Source organism: Photorhabdus sp. CRCIA-P01 (assembly GCF_003545805.1).
GTDB classification, from domain to species: domain Bacteria; phylum Pseudomonadota; class Gammaproteobacteria; order Enterobacterales; family Enterobacteriaceae; genus Photorhabdus; species Photorhabdus antumapuensis.
The window spans coordinates 16301-36337 of the sequence record NZ_NMQR01000042.1 but is presented as its reverse complement, the minus strand read 5'-3'; the positions used below and the strand labels follow the sequence as shown (position 1 = coordinate 36337).

The window sequence follows — 20037 nt, the reverse complement described above, 5'->3', positions numbered from 1 at the left end:
CCGGAATTGCCCCCGCGTAAACCATTAATTAAAGTGAGTGGTGTGCTGGAAGAGTGGGAAATACTCTGTGTCAAAGGCTATTTTTCTGATCGCGAATATGATCCCGAAGAATTTGCCCGCCGGGAGGAGAATAGGCAATTTGGTGCATTATTGCTGGCGATGTTGGGAAATACGTCTCAGGCTGCGGTGAATTTACGGACTGAAGTGCGATTGAGTGAAATATGTCATTTTGTGCAGGGGAAAATCAATGGTATCCCTTTTCATGGTTGGATAGGGTTGACGACAGTCAAAACAGGTGATTATGTTGAATTAGCGGTGACCGATCAGGGAGAATATTATGTCGTCTATGCATTAACAAACCCTGAACGCAGAACGATTTCTATCACGCCGTGTTGTAATAAAGGGAGACGGTCAAAAGCATGGGATGAAGTCTTTTATACTTTCTGTGTATTTTTTATAATCATTGCCGTTTGTCTTGGCACCGTYTTTTTTTCAGATGGGGGCAGTTTTTGGGATGGACCAGACCTTTTAACCTTATGGTTTATATTTGTGGCAACCGTATTTTCTTTCTATGCATACTTTGTCAGCCTCAAAAAACCGTGGCCGTCAGTTAAACTGGCTCAGGATATTTTCTCCGTGTTGGGTTTCCCGAATCCGCAGGATATTAGTCTTAGTAAATTAACTAAGAAAAAGATTGAGGAAATGAAATCTAATCCATCGTCTGAAAACAGTGAAGAAGTATTACCGGATAAGGTTTGTATCCTGAGCCATTACTACTATTACTGATTTAAGTAATTAAATAGTGAATGTTGGTTATGTAATAAAGTAAAAACTTTGCTGATGCAATTAAGGATGGCTTATGAGTACCTTTCGTCCTTACAAAGAGGCTATTGACTTTGAAGAAATAAAAAGTCAGAGAAGCAGTCTTGATACATGGATTGAAGTTAACCTTGACTGGATAGTAAGCCATCCAGAAGGCAGAGAAGAGGCAGAAAAGGAGATTGCAAAAACAAAAGAAAAAATCCCCGAACTGGATGCAATATTAGCAAAAGAACCGCCGCCGCCGGAATTACCTCCCTGTAAACCATTAATTAAAGTGAGTGGTGTATTGGAAGAATTCGAAACCCTGTGTGTCATAGGCTATTTTACCGATCGGGAATATGATCCGGTCGCTTTTGCTAGGAAAGAGGAGCGGAATCAGTTTGGAGCGTTATTGTTGGCAATGGCAGGAAATAGTGCAGGGGCGGCAATAACTTCACAAACCGAAGATAGGAGGAGTGATGTTTGTGATTTTGTTCGGGGGAAAATTAATGGCGTCCCGTTTTACGGTTGGCTGGGTTTTACCATAGCAAAAGTGGGTGATTACGTTGAATTAGCGGTGACAGAACAAGAGGGACATTATGTGGTTTATGCCATTGCGCATCCTGAATTAAGGGTGATATCGATGACACCGCGTTGTAAACAAGGTATTCATTCAAATGCCAAATATCAGGTACGTGGTAATTGGTATTGCTTTTTATTTTTCATGTTTTTTTACATGATGATAGATGTCTTTTTTGTGAAAATGGATATTATCGAATATATGAAATACGTATGTTTTTTCTGCATTTTGGCGGCAGGAATACTTTCACCATTTATATATTTTTCTTGCATGAGAAATCCTAAACCCACATTCAGATTGGCAGAAGAGATTTTCTCTGCATTAGACTTGCCTAATCCTACGGAAGTTAATCTTCAACAGTTCACGAAGAAGAAGCTTAAAGAAATCAAGGCTAATTCATTGGATGGGAATTCCAGTAAAGGAAGGGTTTTGCCTGATAGGCATTGTTTATTAAGCCATTACTACTATTACTGATTTAAGTAATTAAATAGTGAATGTTGGTTATGTAATAAAGTAAAAACTTTGCCGATGCAATTAAGGTGCTCTCATGAATACTTATCAGATGTTAAATAAGTTTTCATAATTATGTTCCATCTCCAACCAGCCTTTGTGTACTAAGACATACAGTCTTTTCATCCAAGCAGTCCGTAGAATCAGTGAGATAGGCTACAGAACCAACATTGCTTAAAAAGAAAACAAAAGGCATAGGTGTATCGGTATTATGGAAAGCTATTTAATGTAAATTTTAAGAATAGCCATATATTTTCCACTGTTAATATTGAATGATTTAATTAAAAAATCTGGTTTTGATATTAAAATAACGAGTGATAATTAACATGAAAATTGAATAATATAATTCCTATATACTTTCCTTCTGTATGGAAATTAAATAATATTAGGATAAAACTCCAGGTTAATAAATATCGCAGGGCATCAAGTAAATTACCTTGTAGGATGATTTACTTGAGATATATTGTTTTGTAATTAATGATTAATTTCATGAATTATTGTTGTAGGATAGTGTGTAATAAAGTCATTTCTGGTTTTAAATTGTTTCTCTATGGTATTAAACATAATAATGTTTATATTGGTTTTATCATCTTATTATTATAAAATAATATAATGAATTTAATTTTAATTCGTATTGGTTTGTTTACGGCATTTACATTAAGGTTATTATTTATTTGTTGAAAAATAGTGTGTTATGGATTATTTTAACCCATCTTATATTTTCAAATAATTGAATATATAGAGTGAGCTTGTAAATATTGAATAATTTCATTTGTGATTGAGGTGTTTGTTCATTATTAAGATAAGGAACTTATTTTATAGGTAATTATCAAAGTGAACTGTTTGGTAATTTCAGGCTAATTTATTCAGTTTATCTTGGTAAATATGTCATTTGTCTTTGAAATAATTTCAATTAGATATTAATAGAGAATAAATAAAACACAATGGTGATTTGGTGTTTATGCATAATTAAATGCAGTTAACGGCGCCATTTTTAATGATGGAATTCAGTATCAGCCAATTAAAATTGCAGTTAATTAATCGGGCTTATCTAAAAAACAGGGACAAAAATGGAATGTTTTATTCCGGATTATAAGATGAATTATTTATTTCTCTGTCAGAAAAATTAGTGTCAAAAATTTGTTAATTAGTCGTTATTAACCGGGCTATGGCATCCCGTATCTGTGTATTTTGAATTGATGTCAGATGTGTCGGTTTTTATTTCTTGGGGGCAAGAAGTAAGAAAGAAATATGGGTGATGGCTGTCAGAAATGACAGTTTTCAAATTTCTAACAGATTCGTTGAGGTCGTAAATGAAAGATAGCATTGCTCAAGCAGGAAGTGCCTTTAAAGCTGAACTCCTCTCTCAGACGTCAGAAAATATAACCAACGTAAATGACACTTTACCACCGACTCAGAATGTAAAGAATATTCCCCAGACGTTTACTTCCAATGAATCATTCTGGTATGAACGCCTTGCTGCTTTGCAACCCCTTCAATTACCTTTCGAAACCGCCGGAGAGCAAGCGGAACCCTACTGGGTAATCAGTGACTGGCACTCCCCATTGCCAAAAAATGGTGAAGAAGAGCCGCTGCGAACGTTGTTACAGGCATTCGTTATCTATCTTGCGCGTTTGACTCAGCAGGCGACATTCCAAATGGGTTGGTGTGTGGATGGCGTAAGCGATACGTCGTCAGAGCTGGCATCGGTGGTGCCAATGGTCGTTGAGGTGGCGTTTGATAAACCGTGGTATGTGGTAGCTAACTGGCTGGATGGCGAGCTGGCCCGGTTGGCCCGGCACCACACATTTAGTCGAGATCTCCTCTCGCGTTCTCCTTCATTGTGGGCTATTCCGGCGTTGACAACCCACCGGCCATGGCGGATCGCCGTTGCTGCCATCGCGGAGGATAGGCCGTGTGATCAGCCGGCGCCCGGCGAATTGCTGACCCTCCAAATCAATGCGCAGGGCGGTTTTCGTTGGATCTACGATGAAAATCGCCTGAGCACGGAAGTGGTTCTGCGCATGGGTGAACATTTACAGATGCTGGCAGCGTCAAAAAGGCAGGGAGAGGAAGTTCCTATCTGGCAGCTTAATGTGTTATCGGAGGCTGAACGTACCCTGTTACTGGAAACCTGGAATGCCACGGATACCCCTTATCCTGACCCATTATGTATTCATCAATTGTTTGAACAACAGGCAGAGCAAGCCCCGCACGCCACGGCATTAGAATATCAAGAACAGACCCTCAGTTATGCGGAATTGAATATCCGTGCTAACCGGCTGGCTCATCAACTGATTGCGCTAGGTGTCACACCGGATCGGCGGGTGGCGATTTGTGTGGCACGCTCACCGGCAATGGTGGTGGCTTTGCTGGCGGTACTGAAAGCCGGCGGGGCTTATGTGCCGCTGGATTCAACTTATCCGCGGGAGCGTCTGGCGTATATTCTGAGTGATAGTGCCCCGTCAGTGGTACTGGTTGATGAAGCTGGCCGGGTGGCGCTGGGCGAACAGGCGCTGGTAGGCATGACGGTACTTGATCCGAATATCCAACTTGACCAGCCCGACAGCAATCCGCAGATCCCGGCGTTAACGCCACAGCATCTGGCCTATGTGATTTACACCTCCGGCTCAACCGGGCAGCCGAAAGGGGTAATGGTGGAACATCAGGCGATTTATCAACGTTATCTGGGTTTTAATGACACCTATGCCGTCACCGCACAAGACCGGGTATTGCAATTTGCCGCGTTTGCGTTTGATGTTTCAGTGGAAGATTTCTTCTCGTCATTATGCAACGGCGCCACACTGGTGATCCGGGATGATAGCTGGCTGGCGTCGATACCAGAATTTGTTGCCTTAACCCGGCAATATCGTATTACGGTGATGTCACTGCCGACTTTATTCTGGTCTGAACTGGCCGCCAGAGACAATGGATTACCGCTGCCGGATTGTCTCCGGCTCATCATCATTGGGGGTGAGGCGGTGAAAAAGAGTGCTATTCAGGACTGGTTTAGACAAGCCGGCCACCGGCCTCGGTTGTTGAATGGTTATGGCCCGACGGAAAACACCGTGACGGTGACCTATAAGGATGTGTTATCGCCGGAGGATGCCCGTTCTATCGGCAGACCGGCTAAAAATGCCCGCATCTACCTGCTGGACAAATATGGCGAACTGGTACCGGTAGGTGGCGTGGGCGAGATGTATATTGGTGGCGTGGGTGTGGCACGAGGTTATCTGAACCGGCCGGCGTTGAGTGTGGAACGTTTTATGTTGGATACTTTTAGTCCGCTATCTGGTGAACGGATGTATCGCTCTGGGGATTTAGCCCGCTACCTGCCGGACGGTGACCTGGAATTTCTGGGCCGTAACGATGAGCAGGTTAAAATTCGCGGTTTTCGGATTGAACTGGGGGAAATTGAAACCCGACTGACGGAACACCCGGCGGTACGAGAGGCGGCGGTGTTGGCACTGGATGGCGATCTGGGCAAACGGCTGGTGGCTTATGTGGAGGCGGAAGCGAATGAGCGATTGGCGGCTGATTTGCGTGAATACCTGAGTGCGATTTTGCCTGACTATATGGTGCCGGCGGCCTTTGTGCGGCTGGATACCTTCCCACAGACTCCGAGCGGTAAGCTGGATCGTCGGGCGTTGCCTGCGCCCGGGGAAAACGATTTTGCCCGTCAGATTTATGAAGCCCCACAAGGGAAGGCTGAGATCACGCTGGCGGACATCTGGCGTGAATTATTGGGCATTGAACACATCAGCCGGCATGACAGTTTCTTTGCATTGGGCGGTCATTCCCTACTCGGCGTACAGATGATTGAGCGCTTGCGCTACCTGGGTTTGACACTGACGGCACGTGATCTGTTCCAGTCGCCGGTGCTGTCAGCATTGGCTCAAACGTTGGGACAGCATCAGGCTGTGATAGTCCCGCCTAACGTCATCACGCCGACAACCACGGCGCTGACGCCGGCGATGTTACCGCTGATTGATTTGGTTCAGACTGACATTGACCGCATCGTCGAGCAGGTACCGGGTGGGATAACGAATATTCAGGATATCTATGCGTTGTCGCCGTTACAGGACGGTATCTTGTTCCACCACCTGTTGGAACAGGAAGGTGACCCCTATCTGGTGCTCTATCCGGTGGCTTTTGCTAATCGGTCTTTGCTGGACCGTTATCTGGCGGCGGTGCAACAGGTGGTTGATCGCCATGACATCCTGCGGACGGCGTTTGTCTGGCAAGGATTATCCGTGCCGGCGCAGGTGGTCTGGCGTCGGGCCCGGTTGCCCGTGACGGAACTGACGCTGGATCCAGCTGACGGTCCAGTGATTGACCAGTTAACTCGGCGTTTTGATCCTGCTTGGTATCGTCTTGACTTGAGTCAGGCGCCGCTACTGCATTTTGTTATCGCTCAGGAAACCGATGGCCGCTGGTTTTTACTGGAATTACAGCATCACTTGATTGGTGACCATGAAACGATGGAAGTGATGCACCGTGAAGTGCAGGCTTATTTTGCCGGACAGGAGGCGTGCCTACCTGCTCCGGTGCCGTTCCGTAATCTGGTGGCTGAGGCTCGGCTTGGGGTGAGTCAGGAAGCGCATAGCCGTTTCTTCACCGACATGTTGGCGGCAGTGGATGAACCCACGCTGCCGTTCGGGCTGACGGGTGTGCATCGTGATGGATCTCAGAAGACCGAATCTCACCGGATGTTAGTTCCTGAGCTAAATAACCGTCTGCGCGGTCAGGCCCGGCGTTTGGGCGTCAGTCTGGCGGCGTTGTGTCATCTGGCTTGGGCGCAGGTGTTATCGCGCACCAGTGGGCAGGAGAAAGTGGTGTTTGGTACCGTCCTGTTTGGGCGCATGGCCGTGGGGGAAGGGATGGGGTTGTTTATCAATACTCTACCGCTGCGGCTGGATATCGATGAGACCCCGGTACAGGACAGTGTGCGGGAGGTGCATCTGCGACTGGCCGGGTTGTTGGAGCATGAGCATGCTCCGTTGGCATTGGCTCAACGATGCAGTGGGGTTGACAGCGGTGTGCCACTCTTTAGTGCTCTGTTGAACTATCGCCATAATGAACAGCCAGATCCTTTGGATGAAACGATGGCCGGGATTGAATTCTTGGGCGAACAGGAGCGAACTAACTATCCGTTTGTGCTGTCAGTGGAGGACGGTGGCTCTACGCTGGGCCTGACGGCTCAGGTCGTGCAGCCGTTTGATCCGGAAAGCCTATGCGGTTATATGCAACAGGCACTGGAGAGTCTGGTGGAAGCCTTGGAGCAAGCCCCAGAAATGCCCGTTCGGGTATTGGACATCCTGCCGGAAGCGGAGCGTACCTTGTTGCTGGAAACCTGGAACGCCACGCAAACCGTCTATCCTGATCAGTTATGTGTCCATCAGTTGTTTGAACAGCAGGTGGCGAAAACTCCAGCGGCGACGGCGCTGATAGCCGGAGATAAAACGCTAAGTTATATGGAACTGAATACGCGTGCTAACCGGTTGGCTCATCAGTTAATCGAACAAGGGGTTTATCCCGGTGATCATATTGCGCTCCTGTTAGAGCGATCGATAGAACTGGTGGTGGCCCAGTTGGCGATTCTTAAAGCCGGTGCGGTTTACGTACCGGTTGATCCCAGTGTGCCGGATGAACGGAAAAACTGGCTGATAAATGATTGTGCCGCTCGGTTGCTGCTCACCGATACACAGACGGAGATTCCGGCTAACTTGGCTGTTCCGCTGCTTCGTTTTTCGGATGAGACAGATACGAGCAAAGAGGAAGATTGCCTCAACCTTGATTTACCGCATTCCAGCGCCGATTTAGCGTATATCATGTACACCTCCGGTTCGACCGGTACCCCCAAAGGGGTGTTGGTACCGCATCGTGCGGTGGTTCGGCTGGTCATCAATAATGGCTATGCTGAAATCGGTCAAGATGACCGGGTTGCCTTTACGGCTAATCCGGCTTTTGATGCCAGTACATTTGAAGTCTGGGCGCCGTTGCTTAATGGCGGGGCGTTAGTGGTTATTGACCGTGCCACGTTATTAACGCCGCCGGAGTTAGTCCGGGTTTTACAGGCTCATCACATCACAGTGCTGTGGCTGACGATTGGGTTATTTAACCGGCTGGCGGCAGAGTTATCCTCGGTTCTTCCGCAGATTAAGATCCTGATTTTCGGGGGAGATATCCCCGATTTACAGGTGATTGCTCAGGTCCTGAATAATCGTCCGCCACAACAATTATTGCAAGCTTATGGTCCGAGTGAGGGAACCACTTTTACCACCATGTATCCTATCGTGGCATTAGCGCAGGGAGTGACCCGGATCCCCATTGGCCGACCGATAGCCAATACACGTATTTATCTGCTGGATGCTTACGGTCTGCCGGTACCGTCAGGTGCGATTGGTGAGATTTATGTGGGGGGAGATGGGGTGGCTTGTGGCTATCTTAATCGCCCTGCCCAGACGGCTGAACGTTTCCTGACAGATCCATTTAGTGATCAACCGGATGCGCGCATGTACCGGACCGGGGATTTGGCCCGTTATCTGCCGGATGGCAATCTGGAATTTCTGGGCCGTAATGACCAGCAGGTTAAAATCCGCGGTTTCCGCATTGAACCGGGGGAAATTGAGACACGTCTGGTAGAGCATCCGGTGGTGCGTGAGGCGGCGGTGTTGGTGCTGGGTGATGGGCCGGATAAACGGCTGGTGGCCTATGTGGTGGCGGAAGCCCATGAGGGGCTGGCGATTAGTCTGCGTGATCACCTGAGTGCGATTTTACCGGATTACATGGTACCGACAGCCTTTGTGCGTCTGGATATATTTCCGTTGACCCCGAACGGTAAGTTGGATCGCCGGGCATTGCCGGCACCAGACAATGAGGCTTTGGCTCGTCAGGTTTATGCTGCGCCGCAAGGCGAAACCGAAATGGCGTTGGCGGCGATTTGGCGTGAATTACTGGGGATTGAACAGGTCAGCCGGCATGACAGCTTTTTTGCCTTGGGCGGCCACTCGCTGCTCGCTGTACGGATGGTTGAACACCTGCGTCACTTAGGGTTGACGCTGGCGGTGCGTGACCTGTTCCAGTCGCCAGTGTTGTTTGAATTGGCGCAAACCCTGGGGCAGCACCCGGTTATGGTGGTGCCACCGAATGTGATTACGTCAGCGACGACGAAAATCACTCCAGAGATGGTGCCGCTGATTGATCTGACTCAGGCTGAGATTGACCGTATCGTCGGGCAGGTGCCGGGTGGGATAACGAATATTCAGGATATCTATGCCCTGTCACCGTTGCAGGACGGTATTTTATTCCACCACTTACTGGCAAACGAAGGTGATCCCTATCTGGTGGTCAGTCAAATGGCCTTTGCTGACCGGTCTCTGCTAGATCGTTATTTAGCGGCGGTGCAACAGGTGATTAATCGCCACGATATTCTGCGCACCGCCTTTATCTGGCAAGGATTGTCAGTGCCGGCACAGGTAGTCTGGCGTCAAGCATCCTTATTAGTGACTGAATTGACGCTGGACCCGGTTGATGGGCCGGTTAGCGATCAACTGGCTCGACGTTTTGATCCCCGTCATTATCGTCTCGATTTGGCTCAGGCACCGCTGTTACGTTTTGTGGTGGCGCAGGAGACCGATGGCCGCTGGTGGTTACTGGAATTGCAACATCACTTGATTGGTGACCATACCACCATGAAAGTGATGAACCGTGAAGTGCAGGCGTACCTTGCCGGGCAAGGGAATAGCCTGCCTGACCCGGCTCCTTTCCGCAATTTGGTGGCTCAAGCCCGGTTAGGGGTGAGTCAGGATGCGCATATCCGCTTCTTTACTGACATGTTGGCGGAGGTGGATGAGCCCACGTTGCCGTTCGGGCTGGCGGATGTGCATCGTGATGGATCGCAGGAGATAGCATCCCACCGGATGCTGACAACCAACTTGAATGACCGTCTGCGTAGCCAGGCCCGGCGTTTGGGTGTCAGTCTGGCGGCGTTGTGCCATCTGGCCTGGGCACAGGTATTGTCGTGTACCAGTGGACAGGAGAAAGTGGTATTCGGCACTGTGTTGTTTGGGCGTATGGCGGCGGGAGAAGGGGTTGATAATGGCATGGGGCTGTTTATCAATACCCTGCCGTTACGGCTGGATATCGATGATACGCCGGTGCGTGATAGTGTACAGGCCGTACATACCCGGCTGGCAGGATTATTGGAACATGAGCATGCTTCACTGGCGTTGGCTCAGAGATGCAGTGGGGTTGCCAGCGGTACGCCACTTTTTAGTGCCCTGATGAATTACCGACATAATGATCAGCTTGATCCTTTGGATGAAACGATAGACGGGATTGAATTTCTGGGCGAGCAGGAGAGCACTAACTATCCCTTTGGAATGTCGGTGGAGGACGATGGCGCCACGTTAGGGTTGATCGCTCATGTGGTACAGCCGTTTGATCCGGAAAGCCTATGCGATTATATGCAGCAGGCGCTGGAGAGTTTGGTCGAGGCTCTTGAACAGGCCCCAGAGACACCAGTACGAGCACTGAATATCTTGCCTGAAACCGAACGCACGTTGTTACTGGAAACCTGGAACGCCACGGAGAGCCCGTATCCCGACGCGTTATGTCTTCATCAATTGTTTGAACAACAGGTGGAGAAAACCCCTGATGCGACGGCGCTGGTGTATCAAGAGCAGACGCGGAGTTATGCTGAATTAAATGCTTGCGCCAACCGCCTTGCCCATCAACTGATTGCGTTTGGCGTAACCCCGGATCAGCCAGTAGCAATTTGCGTGGCTCGCTCCCCGACGATGGTGGTGGCATTGTTGGCGGTACTGAAAGCCGGTGGGGCCTATGTGCCGCTGGATCCAACTTACCCGGGGGAGCGTCTGACGTATATCCTGAATGATACCGCCCCATCAGTGGTATTGGCTGATGCGACCGGACAGGCTGCACTGGGTGACGAGGCGCTGGCCGGGCTGACGGTACTCGACCCGAATATCCAACCAGACCTGCCGGATAGTAACCCGCGGGTCCCGGAGTTGACGCCACAGCACTTGGCTTACATCATTTATACCTCCGGTTCAACCGGGCAGCCGAAAGGGGTGATGGTAGAACATCAGGCGGTGTATCAACGTTATCTGGGGGTTAATGAACTCTATGCCGTCACCGAGCAAGACCGGGTGTTGCAATTTGCCGCTTTTGCGTTTGATGTTTCAGTGGAAGAGTGCTTCTCGTCATTATGCAACGGAGCCACGCTAGTTATCCGTGATGATAGCTGGCTGGCTTCAATGCCGGAATTTATTGCCTTAGCCCGGCAGAATCGTATCACGGTGATGTTTCTGCCGACCTTATTCTGGTCCGAGCTGGCGGCCAGAGACAACGGATTACCGCTGCCGGATGATCTCAGGCTCATCATCATTGGCAGTGAGGCGGTCAAAAGGAACGCCATTCAGGACTGGTTTAGGCAGGAAACCTACCCACTCCAGCTATTGAACGCGTATGGCCCGACGGAAAATACCGTGACGGCGACCTGTAAAGCAATATTATCCCCAGAAGACGATCGTTCTATTGGTCGGCCGATTAGGAATACTCGCATCTACTTACTGGACAGACACGGCCAACCTGTGCCATTGGGCTGTGTAGGCGAAATGTATATTGGTGGCGTGGGGGTGGCACGGGGTTATCTGAACCGGCTGACATTGAGCGAGGAACGTTTTATACCCGATCCCTTTAATCCGGTGTCTGATGCACGGATGTATCGTACCGGGGATTTGGCTCGTTATCTGCCGAACGGTGAACTGGAATTCCTGGGGCGTAACGACCAACAGGTTAAAATTCGCGGCTTCCGGGTTGAGCTAGGGGAAATTGAAACCCGGCTGGTGGAACACCCGGCGGTGCAAGAGGCGGCGGTGTTGGCGCTGGATGATGAACTGGGCAAACGGCTGGTTGCCTATGTGGTGGCGGAAGCGCATGAGGGATTGACTGCCGGTTTACGTGAACACCTGTGTGCCGTTTTACCTGACTATATGATACCGGCGGCTTTTGTGCGGCTGGATAGCTTCCCGCAGACGCCGAATGGCAAGCTGGATCGCCGGGCGTTACCGGCACCGGGGGAAGCGGCGTTTGCCCGTCAGGTCTATGAAGCCCCGCAAGGGAAGAGAGAAACGATGCTGGCGGCTGTCTGGTGTGAATTACTGGGCGTTGAGCAGATTAGTCGACATGACAGCTTCTTTGCGTTGGGCGGCCATTCACTGCTCGCCGTGCGCATGATTGAACGATTGCGGCGTGTCGGTCTTGGCGTGTCGGTACAAACGTTATTCCAACATCCAACACTGCGTGTTTTGGCACAATCTCTGGTTCAGCATGATGAAATCCAGGTGCCCGACAACCGTATTACACCAGAGACGACGGTACTGACACCGGAGATGTTGCCGCTGATTGATTTGACTCAGCCTGACATTGACTACATCGTCGGACAGGTACCGGGCGGGATGGCGAATATTCAGGATATCTATGCGCTGTCACCGTTGCAGGATGGCATTTTGTTCCACCATCTGCTGGAGAATGAAGGTGATCCGTATCTGTTAATCAGCCAGATGGTTTTTGCTGACCGGGCGCTGTTGGATCGTTATTTGGTGGCGATTCAACGGACCATTGATCGGCACGATATCTTACGTACCGCCTTTATCTGGCAAGGATTGTCAGTGCCGGCACAGGTGGTTTGGCGTCAGGCCCCATTGTCAGTGACGGAATTGACGCTAAACTCGGCTGACGGTCCGGTGAGTGACCAGTTAACCCGGCGTTTTGATCCCGCTCAGTATCGTCTTGACCTGAGTCAGGCGCCGCTATTGCGTTTTGTTATCGCGCAGGAAACTGATGGTCGCTGGTTGTTACTGGAATTGCATCATCACTTGATCGGTGACCATGAAACGATGGAAGTGATGCACCGCGAAGTGCAAGCGTATCTAACCGGTCAGGAGGAGAGCTTGCCTGCGCCGGCTCCTTTCCGCAATTTGGTGGCGCAGGCCCGATTGGGTGTCAGTCAGGAAGAGCATACCCGCTTCTTTACCGAGATGCTGGCGGAGGTGGGTGAACCGACGCTGCCGTTCGGATTGACGGAGGTGCATCGTGATGGTTCGCAGGTGACGGAATCTCATCGGAGGCTGACAAGTACACTGAATGACCGTTTGCGTAATCGGGCCCGGCATCTGGGTGTCAGTCTGGCGGCGCTGTGTCATCTGGCTTGGGCACAGGTATTATCCTGTACCAGTGGTCAGGAGAACGTGGTGTTTGGTACGGTGTTGTTTGGGCGTATGCAGGCGGGAAATGGTGCTGACAATGGTATGGGGTTGTTTATCAATACCTTGCCGTTGCGGCTGGATATCGATGAGACCCCAGTACGGGACAGTGTGCAAGCTGCCCATACCCGCCTCGCCGGATTATTAGCACATGAGCATGCTTCACTAGCACTGGCTCAGCAGTGTAGTGGGATTGCCAGCGGTACGCCACTTTTTAGTGCGCTGTTGAACTATCGGCATAATGCTTTGTCGGCAACGTCAGATGAACTGATTAGTGGTATTGAATTTCTTGACGCACAGGAGCGAACCAACTACCCATTTGTGCTGTCGGTGGAGGATTTTGGTGAATCACTGGGGCTGACGGCTCAGGTCGTGCAACCGTTTGATCCGGAAAGCTTGTGCGGTTATATGCAACAGGCGCTGGAGAGTCTGGTAGAAGCGTTGGAGCAAACCCCGGAAACACCGATACGGGCGTTGAACATTCTGCCTGAAACGGAACGCACGTTGTTGCTGGAAACCTGGAATGCCACGGAAACCGCCTATCCTGATGCGTTATGTATTCATCAATTGTTTGAGCAGCAGGTGGAGAAAACGCCAGTGGCGACCGCGCTGATAGCGGGAGATAAAACCTTAAGCTATACGGAACTGAATACGTGTGCTAATCGGTTGGCTCATCAGCTAATCGAACAGGGGATTCGCCCGGATGACCATGTTGCGATCCTGTTAGAACGATCGATGGAGCTGGTGGTGGCCCAATTGGCTATCCTCAAGGCTGGCGCTGTTTACGTGCCAGTTGATCCCAGTATGCCGGATGAACGGAAACATTGGCTAATAAGTGATTGTTCCGCCCGGTTGCTGCTCACCGATGCACGGACTGATATTCCGGCTAACTTGACTATTCCGCTGTTGCGTCTCTCGGATGAGAAAAATGCGAACAGAGAGCAAGATCGTATCAACCCTGATTTGCCGCGTTCCAGTACAGAATTGGCGTATATCATGTATACCTCCGGTTCTACCGGCACACCCAAAGGGGTTTTGGTGCCGCATCGTGCTATGGTCCGGCTGGTCATCAATAATGGTTATGCCAACATCGGGCCTGAGGATCGGGTTGCCTTTACGGCTAATCCCGCTTTTGATGCCAGCACGTTTGAAGTCTGGGCACCGTTGCTTAACGGTGGTGCTTTAGTGGTTATTGACCACGCCACGTTGTTGACACCACCGGAGTTAGTACTGGCTTTACAGGCGCACCGCATCACGGTTCTGTGGTTGACTATCGGGTTGTTTAACCGGCTGGCGGCAGAGTTATCTCCCATTCTCCCGCAAATTAAAATCCTGATTTTCGGGGGAGATATCCCCGATTTACAGGTGATTGCTCAGATTTTGGATAATCGTCCGCCACAACAATTATTGCAGGCTTATGGTCCGAGTGAGGGAACCACTTTTACCACTATGTATCCTATCGAGGCGTTACCACAGGGAGCAACCCGAATCCCGATTGGTCGGCCGATAGCCAACACGCGAGTTTATTTGTTGGATGCGTATGGTCAGCCGGTACCGTCAGGTGTGATCGGTGAGATTTATGTCGGTGGCGATGGGGTAGCCCAAGGTTATTTCAATCGCCCTGAGTTAACCGCCGAACGTTTCCTTGTCGATCCGTTCAGTGATGACCCGGAGGCACGCATGTACCGCACTGGGGATTTGGCTCGTTATCTGCCGGACGGTAATCTGGAATTCCTGGGCCGTAATGACCAGCAGGTTAAAATCCGGGGCTTCCGAATTGAACCGGGAGAAATCGAGGCGCGTCTGGTAGAGCATCCGGTGGTGCGTGAGGCGGCTGTGCTGGCGTTAGGGGATGGGCCGGACAAACGGCTGGTGGCTTATGTGGTGGCACCTGCCGATGATGGGCTGGTGAATAGTTTGCGTGATCACCTGAGTAAAATTTTGCCTGACTATATGGTGCCGTCAGCCTTTGTGCGTCTGGAGGCGTTTCCGTTGACATCGAACGGTAAGCTGGATCGTCGGGCGTTACCCGCACCGGATAGTGAAGCTGTTGCCCGTCAGGTTTACTCAGCGCCACAAGGCGAAACGGAAATGGCGCTAGCGGCGATTTGGCGTGAATTACTGGGAATGGAACAGGTCAGCCGGTATGACAGCTTTTTTGCACTGGGCGGCCATTCATTGCTCGCTGTACGCATGATTGAACGCCTGCGTCACTTGGGGTTGACACTGGCGGCGCGTGATCTGTTCCAGTCTCCGGTGCTGTCAGATCTGGCCCAAACGTTGGGACAGCATCAGGCTGTAATTGTACCGTCTAACGTCATCACCCCGGAAACTACGGCGTTGACACCGGAGATGTTACCGCTGATTGATTTGACTCAGACTGACATTGACCGCATCGTCGGGCAAGTGCCGGGTGGGGTGGCCAATATTCAGGATATCTATGCTTTGTCGCCGTTGCAGGACGGTATTTTGTTCCACCATTTACTGGCAAACGCAGGGGATCCGTATCTATTAACCGGCCAGATGGTCTTTACTGAGCGAACTCTGCTGGACCGTTATCTGGCGGCAGTGCAACAGGTGATTAATCGACACGATATCCTGCGTACCGCCTTTATCTGGCAAGGGCTTTCAGTGCCCGCCCAAGTGGTTTGGCGTCAGGCATCCTTATCGGTGACTGAACTGACACTGGATTTGGCCGATGGATCGGTTAGCGGGCAATTAACTGAGCGTTTTGATCCCCGTCACCATCGTCTGGACCTGAGCGAAGCACCGTTATTGCGGTTTGTGGTGGCACAGGAAAGGGATGGCCGTTGGATTGTGCTGCAATTGCTGCATCATCTGATTGGCGACCATACCACGCTGGACGTGATGAACCGTGAAGTACAAGCTTATCTGGACGGACAGCAGGAGAGCCTGCCTACCCCAGTATCGTTCCGTAATCTGGTGGCTGAGGTCCGGTTGGGGGTGAATCAGGAAGCACATATCCGTTTCTTTACCGAAATGCTGGCGGAGGTGGATGAACCCACATTGCCGTTCGGATTGACGGAGGTGCATCGTGATGGCTCCCAAGTGACGGAATCGCAGCGGATGTTGGCACCTGAGCTGAATGACCGCCTACGCAGTCAAGCTCGGCGTTTGGGGGTGAGTCTGGCGGCTTTATGTCATCTGGCTTGGGCGCAGGTGTTGTCGCGTACCAGCGGACAGGAACAGGTGGTGTTTGGTACCGTAATATTTGGACGCATGGCGGTAGGGAAAGGGGTTGACAGTGGTATGGGGCTGTTTATCAATACTTTGCCGTTGCGGCTGGATATCGATGATACCCCGGTGCGTGATAGTGTACAGGCGGCGCATAATCGGTTGGCGGGATTGTTGGAACATGAGCATGCCTCACTGGCGCTGGCCCAGCGTTGTAGTGGTGTGCAGGATGGTGTTCCACTGTTTAGCGCTCTGTTGAACTACCGACATAATGAGCAACCAGATCCTTTGGATGAAACGATGGACGGGATTGAATTCCTTGGGGCACAGGAGTTTACCAACTATCCGTTTGCCTTGTCGGTGGAAGATTTTGGTGACGCACTAGGGCTGACGGCTCAAGTTGTCCAACCGTTTGAGCCGGAACGGGTATGTGGCTATATGCAACAGGCACTGGAAAGCCTGGTGGAGGCGTTGGAACAGACCCCGGAAACGCCGGTACGGACATTGAACATCCTACCTGAAATTGAAAGTACGTTGATGCTGAAAACTTGGAACGCCCCGGAAACGGCAGCATATCTTGACCCGTGGTGTATACATCAATTATTTGAACAACAGGTGGAAAAAACCCCTGACGCGACCGCGTTAATGTATGAAACACAAACTTTCAGTTATGCCGAATTAAATGCCCGCGCTAATCGGTTAGCCCATCAGCTAATTGCCCTAGGTGTAGAACCGGACCAGCGGGTGGCGATTTGCGTGGCACGTTCACCGGCAATGGTAGTGGGATTATTGGCAGTACTGAAAGCGGGCGCGGCTTATGTGCCACTCGATCCGGATTATCCGGGTGAACGTCTAACGCATATTTTGGCTGATGTTTCACCGGTTATTTTGCTGGCCGATGACGTCGGGCGTGCCGTGTTGGGCGAGAACGCGCTGACTGGGTTGACCGTGTTTGATCCGAATACCTTGCCTGATCAGCCAGACAGCAATCCACAGAGACCTGAATTAACCTCACAGCACCTGGCGTATGTGATTTACACCTCCGGCTCGACCGGCACACCGAAAGGCGTGATGGTTGAACATAGGCAATTGGTCAGTCAAATTACTTCGCTGAACACGAAGTGGTCGTTTAACGCATCTGACCGTCTATTGCAATTTTGCAACCCTTCTTTTGACGTTTGTGCATCAGAAATATTTTGCGCAATAACACAGGGGGCACAATTAGTCTTAAGGACAAATCAATGGATCCTGAGTGCGCAGGAGTTCTGGCGTCTGTGTGAGTCTTATAAAATTACCTACATTGCAATACCGGCCCAATTCTGGCGGATAATATCAGATGTTCATGAAGGCGATATCTATCAGGGCTTGAGGATGATTTGCATTGGTGGGGAAGCGATATCTGATCATGAGTTACAACGCTGGTTATCGGCTCACCGTGAATCTCCTGTTCTGGTGAATTGCTACGGTCCAACAGAAGCGACGATTACCACGACGATATCCTGTCTGAATGAGATGGCAGGGCAGGCCAATATCATTGGTCGTCCGCTGCCGAATACACGTGTTTACCTGCTGGATGCTCAAGGTCAACCAATACCGCTAGGAGCAGTAGGGGAATTGTATGTTGGCGGGGCCGGTGTAGCACGGGGTTATCTCAATCGTCCTGAGCTGACCACGGAATACTTCCTTGCTGATCCGTTTAGTGATAACCCAGAGGCCCGGATGTACCGCACCGGGGATTTGGCTCGCTACTTACCGGATGGCAACCTGGAATTCTTGGGGCGTAACGACCAGCAGGTGAAAATTCGTGGCTTCCGGGTTGAACCGGGTGAAATTGAGGCCCGGTTGGTGGAGCATCCTGCGGTCAGTCAATCTGTAGTACTGGCGCAGGGTGAGGGGCAGGATAAACGGCTGGTTGCTTATGTGGTGGCACCAGCGGATGAAGGGTTGGCGAATAGCCTGCGTACCCACCTGAGTGCCATTTTACCTGACTATATGGTGCCATCAGCTTTTGTGCGTCTGGATGCTTTTCCATTGACGCCAAACGGTAAGTTGGATCGTCGTGTATTACCGGAGCCGGACAATGAAGCGTTTGCTCATCAAGCTTATGAAGCGCCACAAGGCGAAACGGAAACCGTATTAGCAGCGATTTGGTGTGAATTGCTGGGGATTGAGCAGGTTAGCCGGTATGACAATTTCTTCGCGTTGGGCGGCCACTCACTGCTTGCCATGCGAATGATGAATCTTGCCGCCGGTCGGGGTTTGATTTTTACATTGAATGCTCTGTTCCAATTCCCGGTGTTATCCGAATTGGCATCGAAAATCACCTCGGATTTATTGTCTCGGCCGCAAAGCGAGGCTATATCGGTGCGACCTGACGGAATAGGGCTGCCATTGTTCTTTGTTCCCAGTGGCATGGGTGACTATTCCTATGTTTTCGGACTGGCTCAACATATCCCGTCGGGCTACCCGATTTATGCGCTGCCTTGGCCGTCTATTCATGAAGAATCGATGTCAACGATGGAAGAGCAGGCTGCCAGAATGATCACCTTGATGAAAGCAGTACAACCCGTAGGCCCATATCGGATAAGTGGCTACTCTTCCGGTGGGATATTGGCTTATGCCATTGTCCAGCGGCTTTTGGGTGCTGGCGAGCGGGTTAATTTCCTAGGGTTAATCGATACGCCGGCGCCGCATTATTTTGGCAAAGAGGCTATGCAGCCCAAATACCATTTCTTTACTGAGCTGGCCCGGCAATTAGGGGAGGAATACAAAGAAGAGATTGCGGTGTTGTACCGGCGAATTGATGAATTGAATTTGGTGCGGTTTATTGAAGCAGCACAAGCATTGGCGTTATATCCGGTAAGTCTGTGTGCTGATGTGATCGCAAAACATTGGGAACAGATCGAACATTACGCGCAAATGGTTGCGGATTATGAGCCGCCAGCATTAGCAATAACGCTGCATCAGTTCTATGCGGTGGAACCTTCTCCCGCTATTTCTTTTGTGACGGATGAAAAGTCGGAGTCCGTAAATATAGAGCCGTCGTTAGGTTGGGAGCGGGTCATGCCCGATACTTCACTTAAGTTGATTGCTATTCCGGGTAACCATTTTAGTTTATTGGAGGATAATGAAAATAAAACCGCTTTAGCTCAGGTTTTGAATAGGGCGTTGACAATCAACTATGACAAGGAGGCTTCGTAATACTGATATATTAAGGAGGTGCTCAATTATTTAGTTCTGGTGTGAGAATCCGGTATGTATTTATTATACCGGATTTTTTATGCATTAAAATAGAATAAGGGAAGTTATCATTCTCATATAAGTTATCTTTTTAGGTTTCTTTGTTATTATTGTTGCTATTTTATATTGTGTGATCTCAAACGGATTTTATTGTTGATTTTATTTTGTTTTGTTGATTGCCTTGGTATCAAAATTATATTTTTAATTGTAGCGTTATTGTTGGGCATATTTCTTGTAATAGATAATTATGAGAAGATAATCGAAGCTATGATCATGGCAATGTGTTTTTGGGTGGTGATATAGGATGCTTTAATTACCCTTAATTTCATGATCTCGCTTTATAATATATTAGGTTTATTTTAAATACCCGTGATAATTAAAAGCCTTACCTATTAGAGGTAATTGTTGCTGGCTGTTCTT

At 49.9% G+C, this 20037-nt stretch carries 3 protein-coding genes; all 3 read left to right on the top strand.

From position 1 onward, the window contains the following. Window positions 1-786: putative type VI secretion system effector (locus tag D3222_RS19130; protein ID WP_118987564.1), on the top strand; the 786-nt coding region annotated here is incomplete at its 5' end. Between the two features lie 73 nt (window positions 787-859). Next, on the top strand, window positions 860-1855 hold the full coding sequence (locus tag D3222_RS19125; protein ID WP_118987563.1) for a putative type VI secretion system effector: 996 nt from the start codon (window positions 860-862) through the stop codon (window positions 1853-1855). A gap of 1349 nt (window positions 1856-3204) precedes the next feature. After that, a complete protein-coding gene (locus tag D3222_RS19120; RefSeq protein WP_118987562.1) occupies window positions 3205-19578 on the top strand; it encodes a non-ribosomal peptide synthetase in 16374 nt (5457 codons plus the stop codon). The last annotated feature ends 459 nt before the right edge of the window (window positions 19579-20037 follow it).

Excerpts from the sequence above, each read along its gene's own strand:
- D3222_RS19125 (WP_118987563.1), top strand. The coding sequence starts at position 860 with ATGAGTACCTTTCGTCCTTACAAAGAGGCTATTGACTTTGAAGAAATA.
- D3222_RS19120 (WP_118987562.1), top strand. The coding sequence starts at position 3,205 with ATGAAAGATAGCATTGCTCAAGCAGGAAGTGCCTTTAAAGCTGAACTC.